Annotated in this window: 11 protein-coding genes; 5 read left to right on the forward strand and 6 right to left on the reverse strand. The window is 39.9% G+C overall.

Going from position 1 to position 12,661, the window contains the following annotated elements; genetic code table 11:
• Nucleotides 1-88: 88 nt before the first annotated feature.
• From asmA to ybeY, 5 genes are all read right to left on the reverse strand, one after another.
• Nucleotides 89-1,918 (reverse strand): outer membrane assembly protein AsmA, encoded by a 1,830-nt coding sequence (gene asmA, locus HDEF_RS00355; protein WP_012737782.1) that lies wholly within the window; start codon nt 1,916-1,918, stop codon nt 89-91.
• 81 nt (nt 1,919-1,999) lie between these two features.
• On the reverse strand, nt 2,000-2,581 hold the full coding sequence (gene dcd, locus HDEF_RS00360) for a dCTP deaminase (RefSeq protein ID WP_012737783.1): 582 nt from the start codon (nt 2,579-2,581) through the stop codon (nt 2,000-2,002).
• Entirely contained in the window at nt 2,578-4,167 is a 1,590-nt protein-coding gene (lnt, locus tag HDEF_RS00365) for an apolipoprotein N-acyltransferase (RefSeq protein ID WP_012737784.1), read from the reverse strand. Before lnt ends, dcd begins: the two co-directional genes overlap by 4 nt.
• Before the next feature lie 89 nt (nt 4,168-4,256).
• Nucleotides 4,257-5,138, reverse strand: a complete 882-nt coding sequence (gene corC, locus HDEF_RS00370) for a CNNM family magnesium/cobalt transport protein CorC (protein ID WP_012737786.1) — start codon at nt 5,136-5,138, stop codon at nt 4,257-4,259.
• Between the two features lie 72 nt (nt 5,139-5,210).
• Nucleotides 5,211-5,666, reverse strand: coding sequence for an rRNA maturation RNase YbeY (gene ybeY, locus HDEF_RS00375; RefSeq protein WP_012737787.1), 456 nt, complete (start codon nt 5,664-5,666; stop codon nt 5,211-5,213).
• A 229-nt stretch (nt 5,667-5,895) separates the two neighbouring features.
• On the opposite strand from ybeY, the gene rfaD reads away from it, so the two are divergent.
• The 5 genes from rfaD (at nt 5,896) to sodA (ending at nt 11,809) form a co-directional block, all read left to right on the forward strand.
• Nucleotides 5,896-6,825: an ADP-glyceromanno-heptose 6-epimerase gene (gene rfaD / locus HDEF_RS00380; RefSeq protein ID WP_012737788.1), complete on the forward strand. Its 930-nt coding sequence runs from the start codon at nt 5,896-5,898 to the stop codon at nt 6,823-6,825.
• 31 nt (nt 6,826-6,856) lie between these two features.
• Nucleotides 6,857-8,503, forward strand: a complete 1,647-nt coding sequence (gene pgi, locus HDEF_RS00385) for a glucose-6-phosphate isomerase (protein ID WP_012737789.1) — start codon at nt 6,857-6,859, stop codon at nt 8,501-8,503.
• A 141-nt stretch (nt 8,504-8,644) separates the two neighbouring features.
• Complete coding sequence (locus HDEF_RS00390) at nt 8,645-9,886, forward strand: MFS transporter (RefSeq protein ID WP_012737790.1); 1,242 nt, start codon at nt 8,645-8,647, stop codon at nt 9,884-9,886.
• 46 nt (nt 9,887-9,932) lie between these two features.
• Nucleotides 9,933-11,183 (forward strand): MFS transporter, encoded by a 1,251-nt coding sequence (locus tag HDEF_RS00395; protein ID WP_012737791.1) that lies wholly within the window; start codon nt 9,933-9,935, stop codon nt 11,181-11,183.
• Entirely contained in the window at nt 11,180-11,809 is a 630-nt protein-coding gene (sodA, locus tag HDEF_RS00400; RefSeq protein WP_012737792.1) for a superoxide dismutase [Mn], read from the forward strand. The genes HDEF_RS00395 and sodA overlap by 4 nt, the downstream gene beginning before the upstream one ends.
• 31 nt (nt 11,810-11,840) lie before the next feature.
• On the opposite strand, the gene tpiA is transcribed toward sodA, so the two are convergent.
• A complete protein-coding gene (gene tpiA / locus HDEF_RS00405; RefSeq protein WP_012737793.1) occupies nt 11,841-12,608 on the reverse strand; it encodes a triose-phosphate isomerase in 768 nt (255 codons plus the stop codon).
• Nucleotides 12,609-12,661 lie beyond the last annotated feature (53 nt).

Consider the following 12,661-nt stretch of genomic DNA (forward strand, 5'->3'; position numbering starts at 1 on the left):
ACATGAGGATGATGAGCGCCCTGGTTTATCAGAGAGCTGACAACGCAGAAGTTGCTGCTCTCAGTGATTGTTACAACAGGTACTATTTTTATCTGCTTTCATTCAACCGTTCTTTAAACCAATGGTTTAATTTTTTCTGAAATTGTCCTTTCAGATTTTTATTCAATAAAGATTGGACATCTATTCGGTATTGTAAGTGAGCCCACGGGCCATAAATGTGTAAGGGCACATCAATGTCCTGTAACGTTTTTATCCAGTCTGCCTGTCCTTTGAAACCTTGTAATAACCGTACATTTAAATTCATGTTAGATTGTTGTTCAGGCAAATTAAATATCCCTTTACCCTTAATAGAAACGAAATGAGAATCCGCTTTTAAATGGTTTATTTCTAATTTGCCCGCGTTTAATTTGAGATCACTTTCCAGTTTTTGAATGTCGGTGTAAGGCTTATAAATTTTTTCGACATTGGCAACATGCATGTTTTTAGCGACCGTTTGTTCAATTAATTGCTGTATGTTCACCCCATTGAATTGAACAGGCTGCATGACGATTTTTGCATCCCCTTTCCATTGGGTCATAAAGGCTTGTAGATTGAGGCCATGACCAGAAAATATCCCTTTTAAAGAAGCTTTGCCCGATATCAGAGGTGATAAAGACAATCCCTGTAATAAGGATTTTAAATCAATATTTTTTAAAGTGGGATTGAGAGTCATCTGCATTTTTTTCTTGGTCAGGTCTGCTGTTGCGTTCAGCAAAAAATTTCCTTCAAATAGCTCACCGGATAATGGGTTTAATGATAATCGACCTTGATGATTTTTTAAGGCTAATTTGATGTTTTTTACTTTTATCCCTTGATAGGAGATTTGATCTATGTTCAATAAAAAATCGGTATTAAAATCACGTAATACCTGTAAATTTTGTGATAAATCCTCATTATTATCTGTAGTTGTAGCAATGACGGGGGTGGGCACTGTAACAGCAGACGTGCTTTGATTTTTTGTGTTGTCTTTTTTTAAAGGCGTCCAGCCCAAGATTTCATCTAAATTAATATTTTGGGCTCTAAGACGAATAAGATAAGTGGGAATTGAAGATAAAATTGCTTCTGCATTTCCGATAAAGTGGTTGTTATTTGCGCTGAAATTCAGCTGGTTGAATGTTAATTTTTCAGACGGCTTATCATACTGTGCCTGTAAAGTCATTGTTCCTTTGATGCCATTGACAGGAAGATCTGCCCCTTGTAACTGATAACTTAATTGCTGGATATCAGCATCCCATTTTTGAGGATATTGATGCAGATCAACAGCGGCTTTTAAAGAAACGGTTAAGTCTCGTTGATCTCTATTGATCTGGCTTAAAAGCGATATTTTGACTTGTTTATTTTCATTTTGTACTAAGTCAAGGTTCACGTTTCGTACATTAATTTGAGCTTCATCCTCTTTTTGCCAAATCAGTAGACTGTCCATTAATTGAACTTTATCAATGCCCAGCTTCCAGTTAGAAGTAGAAGCGTGATCAGAATCAACCTCTTCCTTTGAGACCGTAGGCAAATTTTTAGGTGTTTTAGGTTGACTCTCAGGGATTAAGTTGATTCTGGCCCCTTTCAAGCTGACCTGTTTTACTTTTAATTGATGAGACAAAAGTGGCCAAAGTTCCACATCTAAACGCATATTTTGTGCGCTGATAATCGATTTTTTTGCGCCTGGTGCCGTCAGTGACATTTGACCTGCTATCACGCTCAGTTGAGGCCAGACATGCCATCGAAGATCCCCTTCGAGTGCCAGTTGATATCCACTTCTTTTTTCAATTTGCTGAGCCAGATAACCACGAAAATCATTTGGATTTAATAAAACGACTAATGCTGTCATTCCGCCTGCCAGGAGCACCAACACAATAATAAATACTGTCATTAGTTTTTTCATAAAGTTCTCTTAATGTCGATAAAAAAGCGTCATCGAAAATATAAATGTTTTGTACTCTATTTTTATTGCCTTACGCTTTCGTCAGTCTTTGTCAATCCGACTGGCTACTGCTCCTTTCTGGTTGTGATATTTTGCATCTTGACGCTGATGATAAGGGCGTTTTGCTTGACCAGAAAGCAGTTCAAAACTCAGGGCCCCAATGAGCATCCCCGGGCGAAGCCCCAGTGGTAATTTTCCTGAATTATAAAATTCCAGCACAATTTGCCCGCGCCATCCTGGATCAATCCGGTGAGCGGTGACATGAACCATTAAACCGAGACGGGCTAAAGAAGAACGACCATCCAGCCAGCCTACTAAATCGTCCGGTATGGTAACGGATTCTAAAGTAACAGCAAGAGCCAGCTCCCCTGGATGCAGGAAAAAACATTCCTTTTCTTTGAGAACAATTTTGTCGCTCATGATTTGATCGAGTGCATGATTAATCTCCTCTTTTGGGGCACTGAGATCGATGAAAGGCGCCTTGTGGCCCACAAAAACCCGAAATTCGTGCCCTAGACGTATGTCAACGGTTGCCCCGTTGATATGTTTTGCAGGAGGACGAGGTGTAATGGTTAATTTTTTTTCATCCAGCCAACGTTCTATATCATGATCACAAAGTCTCATTGTTCGCGTTTTCCTTTTTTATTGAGCCCAAAACTCGTATGTAAACTGCAATAAAGTGCGATACCCCCCATAATCAGGGCCATGCTCCATAATGGCCAAATCCCAAAACGGGCATAAGGGGTGATTCCAGACGTGGGTATCAGTGTTGCCTTCAATACTTGACGAGTAAATTGAGGCAACTGTGCCAATACATTACCCCTGGGTCCAATCAGGGCGGTAACCCCCGTGTTGGTGACTCGCAGCAGAGGACGACCCAATTCCAATGCTCTCATTCGAGCCATTTGAAAATGTTGCCAAGGCCCAATCGAGTGACCAAACCAGGCATCATTCGAAATGGTTAATAAAAAATCAGCATTGGGTTGAAAATTATCTCTTATTTGTTGCCCCAAGATAATTTCATAACAAATCGCAGTAATAACATTGAGTCCTTTGACGTTTAAAGGCGCTTGCTCATAGCGACCTGAACTAAAAGAAGACATGGGTCGATTAAAAAAAGGTATTAAGCGATGCAACATATTTTCGAGCGGAATAAATTCCCCAAACGGAACGAGATGATGTTTTTCATAGCTGTTCATCGCTGGATATTCATAGGGTTTTTTCTCTCCAATAACAATCACTTTATTAAAAAGGAGATCATGAATAGGAGCAGCTGAAGATTTTTGTTCCCCCAATATACCCGTAATCAAACTGGCATGGTGGTTTCTAAGCAACTCATCCATTTCTTTTAAGAATGTTTTTTGATTTTTTTCGATGTCGGGAATGGCAGATTCAGGCCAAATAATAATGGACGCTTTATCGATGTCAGGTAAGGTTTCATTTTTATATATTTGCAAAATATCGTTGACTGAATGGATGTCCATTTTAATGGCCTGATCAATATTTCCTTGTACTAAAGCAACCTGGACTGCTTTTTTAGGCTCGGGTGTAAACCAGTCGAGATAACGCAAAGGCCAGGGCAGAAATAAGAAAGCCAACGCAAGTAGCAAGGCGATTTTCAATCTTTGATGCCAGGCATAGGCCAACAGGCCAGTGACGATCATAAGGATGAAAGTGATGCCTTCTACACCTAAGATCGGGGCAATGCCTTGAAGTGGGCCTTGAATTTGAGTGTAACCAAATTGTAGCCAGGGAAAACCGGTAAAGATCGATCCGCGTAGATATTCTGTGATTTGCCAGAAGACTGGAGCCGCCAGAGTTAAACGCCACCAGGTGGTTTGAGGACATAAAGCCCCGAGTAGGCATGAAAATAAAAGAACATAAAGAGACAAATAAGCCACCAGCAACAGAACAATAAACAAGCTGATGGGGGCAGACATACCGCCAAATTGAAAAATACTGACATAAACCCAACTGATCCCACTCCCAAAAAGACCAAGCCCCCAACAAAAACCAATGAGTGCCGACTGTTTGATTGAGCGATTGAGTGTCAGGCTTAGTAAGCCAAACAAAGAGAGAATTGCCGCTGGCCAAAAATGAAAGGGAGAAAACGAGAAGGTGCCAGCGATCCCAAATAGTAAAGCAAAAAACACGCATGCCCAGCGAGATGTTAATAATGTCGTAGAAAAAAAAGATCGAACTTGAGACATAAAATGGGGTTTCTCTGACAATTGCTTAACCCTGGTTAGGTGAATGATTTTTTATGACGCCTTGATTTTTAAATTAAAAAAAGATCACGTTAAAGTGCGGCCAAATTTGGTTTTTGAACATTATCCGAAATTTTAACATTCAATTGAATAATACGTCTGTTATCTGCTTTAACAACTTTAAATAAATAGCCTTCTATCATTATTGTTTCACCTCGAGAGGGTAGATGACCAAATGCCTGCATGATCAATCCACCCATAGTGTCCACTTCATCGTCATTAAAATGAGTACCGAATACAGCATTAAAATCTTTTATTTCAGTTAACGCTCTTAGCGTGTAAGTATGCTGACTTAACTGGCGTATATCAGAATCTTCAGTATCATCATATTCATCTTCAATTTCCCCAACAATCAGCTCTAAAATATCCTCTATGGTGACCAGGCCAGAAATAGAGCCAAATTCATCAATGACAATGGCGATATGATAGCGGCGTAGTTGAAACTCTTTGAGCATTTTATCAACAGGCTTGCTTTCAGGCACAACCACTGCATTGCGTAATACAAGATCAATAGAAAAAGGCTGAGAGTCTTCTAACATAAATGGCAGGAGATCCTTTGCCATTAAGATGCCTTCAATGTGATCTTTATCTTCGCTGATGACAGGAAAACGCGAATGGGCTGATTCAATGATGACATCAAGACATTGATCAAGCGTCTGGTTACGCTTTAATGTCACCATTTGAGAACGGGGGATCATAATGTCACGGACACGTTGTTCGGAAATATCCATCACGCCTTCCAACATGTTGCGTGTGTCAGGATCAATCAGATCGTTTTGTTCAGAATCTCTGATTAATTCGACTAAATCATCCTTATTTTTAGGTTCATCATGAAATAGTTGACTAAAAAAAGAAGTAAAAAATCCTTTTTTCGAAGGGCTGTTAGCATCGTTTTCTAAATTATCATCGCTCATAGCGTTTTAATTAATTTGACTCCTGAATGAAAGAAATGAGATTTAAGCTTATGCTGATATTGTAAACATATTTTAATCATAAGGGTTTGGATATCCCAAATACATCATGATTTCAGTTTCTATCGATTCCATTTTTTTTGCATCATCGTTCAAAATGTGATCATACCCTAGCAGATGAAGTGCGCCATGGACAACCATATGAGCCCAATGAGCCCATAATGCTTTTTTTTGCAATACCGCTTCTTTTTCAACGATTTGACGGCAAATAATGAGATCTCCAAGGAGGGGTAGTGGTACCTGCACGGGAGAGATAAAGGGAAAAGACAAGACATTGGTCGGTTTGTCTATCTGGCGATATTGAAAATTTAATTGTCTACTTTCTATTTCATCCACCAGCCGAATAGTGACTTCGGCATTTTTTTTAAAAGGAGAAATGGCAGAGGATAACCAAAGCTGAAAATCATTTTCATTAGGCAATCCTTGGTTGTCAACGCAAGCAATTTGTAAATCAAGAATAATCTGGTTCACAGGTTTCTCAAGGAGAGGATAAAAGAATTAGATACTATAACTAAGGCATTAAGTTTAAAATTTAAGAAGGTGTCGCCCCTCATAACAATATGTTCGATTCATTATATTAATGAATGAGTTGCAATGGAAGGCAATAAAATAAAGACATTTGTAATCTTTCATAAAATAAAAAAGTAAAATGTTATGATCCTGGTTAACATTGAAAAATAAACGAAGGGGAAAAAATAGCATGATTATTGTCACAGGTGGTGCAGGGTTTATCGGGAGCAATATCGTTCGCGCACTCAATAAAATAGGGTATCAGGATATCCTTGTTGTGGATAATCTCGAAAAGGGTGCTAAATTTGTTAATTTGGTTGATTTAAAAATCGCAGATTACAGAGATAAAGATGATTTTATTACTTCTGTAAGGGCAAAAGAGGTTTTAGGAAATATTGAGGCTATTTTTCATTTAGGGGCCTGCTCATCTACGATGGAATGGGATGGCCAGTTTATGATGAAAAATAACTATGAATATTCAAAAACATTGTTGCATTTTTGTTTAAAAGCCTGCATTCCTTTCTTATATGCCTCTTCCGCGGCGGTTTACGGTGGAAGAACAGATTGTTTTATAGAAGAGCCTCAATATGAAAAACCTTTAAATATCTATGGCTATTCTAAATTTTTGTTTGATCAATATGTGCGAAAAATATGGCCTAAAGCCAGAGCACCGATCTGTGGGTTTCGTTATTTTAATGTGTATGGCCCTCGTGAGACCCATAAAGGCAGTATGGCCAGTGTCGTTTTTCATCTTGATAAACAAATAAAAGCAGGTAAACCTCCTCAATTGTTTTTGGGCAGTGAACAATTTAAACGCGATTTTATTTTTGTCGATGACGTCGCACAGATAAACCTATGGTGTTGGCAAAATCAGATTTCGGGTATTTTTAATTGCGGGACAGGGCATGCCGCATCATTTCAAACATTAGCGGATACCGTGGTGGCCTATCATAATAGCAAACCTGTGCAATATGTAGATTTTCCAGAAAATCTAAAAGGTTGCTATCAAACTTTTACACAGGCGGACATCACAAAATTACGCACCATAGGTTACGACAAACCTTTTAAACCCCTTGATGAAGGGGTCACCCATTATCTTGATTGGTTAAATCATCAATAAACTGCTTTTTAAGGAGGTATCAGCATCACATATGAAAAAAATAAATCCTACTCAGACATCTGCCTGGAAAGCTTTGCAGCAGCACTTTAAAGAAATAGAACCCATTCATATCAGACATCTGTTTCATGCGGATCCTAAACGCTCTGAAAAATTTTCTCTCACTTTTAACGATCTCATACGGGTAGATTTTTCTAAAAATCGGCTGACTGCCCAGACAATCGAAAAGCTTCAAGCTTTAGCACAGGAAACAGACTTGGCCCTCGCGATTTGCTCCATGTTTTCTGGTGGAAAAATTAATGAAACGGAAGAACGCCCCGTGCTACATATCGCCCTGCGTAACCGCGGGAATCAGCCGATTTTGGTTGACGGTCAAGATGTGATGCCTTTGGTCAATGCCGTGCTGGAGAAAATGAAGCGATTTTGTCATCAAGTGATCAAAGGCGATTGGAATGGTTATAGCGGTCAAACCATTACAGATGTCGTGAATATTGGGATCGGCGGATCAGATTTGGGCCCTTATATGGCTACAGAAGCATTAAAACCCTATAAAAATCATTTGAAGATGCATTTTGTTTCTAATGTGGATGGCACAGATATCGTTGAAACATTAAAAGCGCTTAACCCTGCCAGGACGCTCTTTATCGTGGCTTCAAAAACCTTCACCACTCAAGAAACCATGACGAACGCCCAGACTGCTCGTGAGTGGTTTTTAAAAACAGCGGGTGATTCGGCCCATGTGGCGCGACATTTTGTGGCTTTATCCACCAATATTAAAGAAGTGACTAATTTTGGTATCGATCCTGAAAATAGTTTTGAATTTTGGGACTGGGTAGGAGGGCGTTATTCTCTTTGGTCGGCGATTGGCTTACCTATTGCTCTGTCTATTGGTTTTGATAATTTTGAAAAACTGCTAGAAGGTGCTTATGAGATGGATCAGCATTTTTTGAAAACGGATTTTACTCACAATATTCCTGTGATATTAGCGCTAATTGGCATTTGGTATAGCCATTTTTTTGGCGCTGAAACTGAAGCGGTTCTACCCTATGATCAGTATTTGCATCGGTTTCCTGCTTATCTTCAGCAAGCCAGTATGGAATCGAATGGAAAATGGGTGGATCGTGATGGAAAACCAGTGGGCTATCAAACAGGGTCGATTCTTTGGGGAGAGCCGGGTACCAATGGTCAACACGCGTTTTATCAACTTATTCATCAGGGCACAAAGATCATTCCCTGTGATTTTATTGCGCCTGTCATCAGCCATAATGCAATAGGCGATCATCATCATAAATTATTGGCGAATTTTTTTGCTCAAACCCAAGCGCTGGCATTCGGTAAAACAGAGCAAGAAGTTCAGGAGGAATTAATGGCTGAAGGGGTTTTTTCAGAAAAAGCGACATATTTGGCACCTTTTAAAGCGTTTTCTGGTAATCGCCCGACGAACTCTATTTTATTAAAACAAATCACGCCTTTGAGTTTAGGTGCTTTAATTGCCTTATATGAACACAAAATTTTTACGCAGGGCGTGATTTTAAATATTTTTTCTTTTGATCAATGGGGTGTAGAGCTGGGTAAAAAATTAGCTTCTGGGATTTTATCTGAGCTAGAAGGACCTGAAAAAGTGTCTTGCCATGATAGTTCAACGAATTCTTTAATCAATTGTTTTAAAAAATGGCATTAAATGTGACACCTTTTGCAAAACCCACTGCGCGGACTGTGACTTAATCATGCGTTAGCTGGCATCTTAAATGACAACCCTTATTACGGTTTTGAAAAAGGTCTATTTCAGTAACGTATTTAATTTAAGTGAGCCATTACCTATATGAAAAATTCATTTTCTGTCAAAACAACCTTAGGTTCAAGATCCTTGTTATTTCCGCTCTCGTTGGTCTTATTCGAATTTGCTACTTATATCGCCAACGATATGATCCAACCTGGAATGTTAATGGTCGTCGCTGATTTTAAAGTCGGGGTCGAGTGGGTGCCCACTTCTATGACAGCTTATTTGGCAGGCGCTGTATTATTTCAATTGTTAATAGGCCCTTTATCAGACCGCCGGGGAAGGCGCCCTGTCATGTTATTTGGAATCGGATTTTTTGTGGTCACCTGTTTAGCCATTTTATGGGCAAGCAATATCGAGCAATTTATTGCCATGCGTTTTTTACAAGGCATTGGATTGTGTTTTATCGGTGCGGTAGGCTACGCCACTATTCAAGAAGCTTTTGAAGAAAGCATGTGCGTCAAAATCATTGCACTGATGGCGAATGTTGCTTTAGTTGCGCCTTTACTGGGCCCTCTGGCAGGAGCGGCTTTGATTCACGTGGCGCCTTGGGAAGTGATGTTTGTCTTTTTTGCTGTATTAGGTACGATCTCTTTTGTTGGTTTATGGCGAGCTATGCCAGAAACCGCGACTTTAAAGGGAGAAAAATTGTCCTTTTCGGTGCTTAAAGCCGATTACAAAAACGTGTTCTCTAATACTCGTTTTCTTTGTGGTGCCTTCGGATTAGGCTTCGCCAGTTTGCCTTTGCTCACTTGGATAGCTCAGTCTCCTGTGATTTTGATTACGTCAGAAAAACTGTCTATTTTTGATTATGGTTTATTGCAAATCCCTATTTTTGCTGCCTTGATTTCCGGTAACATCACCCTCGCAAGTTTAACCTCTAAAAAAAAACTACCACAATTAATTCAATTAGGCGCAGGGCCAATGATCATAGGTTTACTTTTGGCGGCGGTGTCTACCTTATATTCCTCTCACGCCTACTTTTGGATGGTCGCTGGCTTAAGTATTTATGCTTTTGGTCTCGGTTTAGGTAATGCTGCGTTAATGCGTTTAACCTTGTTTTCCAGCAAGGTCAGCAAAGGGGCGGTGTCTGCGGTGGTTGGTATGATCAATATGCTGATGTTTTCTATAGGAATTGAATTTGCTCAAATTCTTTATGTACGGGGAGGTAGCGGTTTTTTTAATGTATTTAATTTGCTATGCGGATTGTCCTGGTTCCTGCTGGTATGGATTTTTTTGCGTACCAAACCTGTTGAGACTCAAAAAGACATTTCCAGCATTTAACATCGATATCATATCCCTGAACGTCATGCGTAAAAGCGCTTAATTTATGAAAAATTCATTAACACTCAAAATCACTTTAGACCGAAGAACACTGTTATTTGTAATTTCTTTGGTCTTGTTTGAGTTCGCTGTTTATATTGCGAACGATATGATCCAGGCTGGGATGTTAATGGTTGTCTCGGATTTTAAAGCTGGTTTAGAGTGGGTGCCTACTGCAATGACCTTTTATCTTGCTGGGGGAATATTATTTGAATTATTGATAGGCCCTGTATCAGATCGCCTAGGGCGAAGGCCTGTTATGCTGACAGGGGTTGTGTTTTTTGTGATCACCTGTTTGGCGATTTTATGGGCCACTAACATTGAACAATTTATGTTAATGCGTTTTCTGCAAGGTATAGGAATGTGTTTTATTGGCGCTGTGGGTTATGCCACGATCCAGGAAGCCTTTGAAGAAGCCACGTGCGTCAAAATGATCGCACTGATGGCGAATGTGGCCTTAATTGCGCCCTTGCTTGGGCCTTTGATAGGCGTGGCTTTGATTCAAGTCGCGTCTTGGAAAATGATGTTTGTGTTTGTTGCTATATTAGGGGCTTTTTCTTTTATTGGATTATGGCGAACCATGCCAGAAACCGCGGTTTTAAAGGGAGAAAAATTGTCCTTTGCTGTGGTGGCATTCGATTATAAAACCGTGTTTTCTAACGTTCGCTTTCTATGTGGCGCTTTAGCATTAGCTTTTGCTAATTTGCCTCTACTGAGTTGGATCGCTCAATCCCCTGTGATCCTGATGAGTACAGAAAAACTCTCTACTTTTGAGTATGGTTTATTGCAAATTCCTATTTTTGGCGCCTTGATTGCAGGTAATATCACCCTGGCAAGTTTAAGCGGTAAAAAAAAGTTACCCACATTAATTCGAATGGCAGCCGCACCCATTATGGCTGGGTTATTCATCGCTTTTATCTCGACAGTTTATTTTTTTCACGCCTATCTATGGATGGTTGCCGGTTTAAGTCTGTATGCTTTTGGTGTTGATTTGTGCAACGCCGCTTTAATGCGTTTAACCTTATTTTCAAGCGATGTGAGTAAAGGAACGGTTTCTGCGGTGATTACCATGATCGATATGCTGATATTTTTTCTTGGGGTAGAATTGTCTAAAATTCTTTATTTTTGGAAAGGCGTAGGTCTTTTAAACTTTTTTAATTTAATATGTGGATTTTGTTGGTTGATATCGGTATGGTTTTTTATTCGTCGTATGCCTACTGAAAAAAATATGCCTATTTCTTCGGAGAAATCATCATGAGTTATTCATTACCCTCTTTACCTTACGCATATGATGCGCTTGAACCGCATTTTGATGCAAAAACGATGGAGATTCACCATACTAAACATCATCAAGCGTATGTGACCAATGCCAATAGCGTCTTATCAAGCTATCCTGAGCTGACAAAATTGAGTGTGGAATCATTGATTCAGGATTTAAATTGCGTGCCTTCTGAAAAACGGGTTTTTATGCGTAATAATGCAGGGGGACATGCGAATCATGGTTTTTTTTGGACAGGTTTAAAGATAGGGACGGTATTACAAGGCAAACTCAAGATAGCCATAGAAAAAGATTTTGGGAGTGTCGATGCGTTCAAAACGCAGTTTGAACAGGCCGCTGCCACCCGTTTTGGTTCAGGCTGGGCTTGGTTGGTTTTAAAAAATACAGGCAAGCTGGCGGTGGTGTCCACTGCGAATCAAGACAATCCCTTAATGGGAGATGCGGTTTGCGGCGCCTCAGGCGTTCCGATCATGGGTTTGGATGTCTGGGAACACGCCTATTATTTAAAATACCAAAACCGTCGCCCGGATTATATCAAGGCGTTTTGGCAGGTGGTCAATTGGGATGAAGCAGAAAAACGCTTTATGAAGGTTTCCAAGGCATAAATATAAAAATTTTATAGGCTCTAAACCGAAATTAAAACGTTTTTGCAGCCACGGCGGACTGAGCAATTTTTAAAAAATCATTCACTTTTAATGACGCACCACCAACCAATGCTCCATCAATGTCTTTTTCAGCAAAAAATTCATCGGCGTTAGAGGCGTTTACGGAACCGCCATATTGAATAATCACTGTTTTGGCGATCTCATCTTTTCCTTTGGAGACATGCTGGCGAATAAACGCATGAACTTTTTGGGCCTCAGATGCCGTGGCCGCTTTTCCTGTGCCTATTGCCCAAATGGGCTCATAAGCAATTACTGAGTTTTTAAAGGCGTCTGGCCCACATTTTGCTAATATGGCATCAAGCTGTTTTGCGCAGATTGTTTGGGTCAATCCCTGTGCATTTTCAGTTTCAGATTCGCCAATACAGAGCACCGGTATCAAACCCGTTTCTTTCAATAAGGCAAATTTTTTTGCGATCCCTTCATTCGTTTCCTGGTGGTAACTCCGGCGTTCGGAATGCCCAATGATGACGTATTTTGCGCCGACCTCTTTGAGCATCTGAGGAGAGAGTTCACCAGTGAAAGCGCCCCCGGTATTAAAATCGACATTTTGAGCGGCCAAAGAAATACGATCATTCTTAAGCTGTTTTTTGGCTTCATGTAAGTAAACCGCCGGCGGCGCAATCGCAATGTCACACATTTTTAACGCGTCTATTTGATCGCTTAAGCTTGTGATGAATTCAGCCAGCATAGAAAGGCTGCCGTTTAATTTCCAATTTCCCATAATTAAAGAACGACGCATATTTTTCTCCATTAAATAAAAATCAATGAATTAAGATGAATCTCTTTCATTGA

It is taken from the genome of Candidatus Hamiltonella defensa 5AT (Acyrthosiphon pisum), assembly GCF_000021705.1.
GTDB lineage: Bacteria > Pseudomonadota > Gammaproteobacteria > Enterobacterales > Enterobacteriaceae > Hamiltonella > Hamiltonella defendens.

Bases quoted from the DNA above. Each gene is read 5' to 3' on its own strand.
- asmA (WP_012737782.1), bottom strand. From the start codon at position 1,918: ATGAAAAAACTAATGACAGTATTTATTATTGTGTTGGTGCTCCTGGCA.
- dcd (WP_012737783.1), bottom strand. From the start codon at position 2,581: ATGAGACTTTGTGATCATGATATAGAACGTTGGCTGGATGAAAAAAAA.
- lnt (WP_012737784.1), bottom strand. From the start codon at position 4,167: ATGTCTCAAGTTCGATCTTTTTTTTCTACGACATTATTAACATCTCGC.
- corC (WP_012737786.1), bottom strand. From the start codon at position 5,138: ATGAGCGATGATAATTTAGAAAACGATGCTAACAGCCCTTCGAAAAAA.
- rfaD (WP_012737788.1), top strand. From the start codon at position 5,896: ATGATTATTGTCACAGGTGGTGCAGGGTTTATCGGGAGCAATATCGTT.
- pgi (WP_012737789.1), top strand. From the start codon at position 6,857: ATGAAAAAAATAAATCCTACTCAGACATCTGCCTGGAAAGCTTTGCAG.
- HDEF_RS00390 (WP_012737790.1), top strand. From the start codon at position 8,645: ATGAAAAATTCATTTTCTGTCAAAACAACCTTAGGTTCAAGATCCTTG.
- HDEF_RS00395 (WP_012737791.1), top strand. From the start codon at position 9,933: ATGAAAAATTCATTAACACTCAAAATCACTTTAGACCGAAGAACACTG.
- sodA (WP_012737792.1), top strand. From the start codon at position 11,180: ATGAGTTATTCATTACCCTCTTTACCTTACGCATATGATGCGCTTGAA.
- tpiA (WP_012737793.1), bottom strand. From the start codon at position 12,608: ATGCGTCGTTCTTTAATTATGGGAAATTGGAAATTAAACGGCAGCCTT.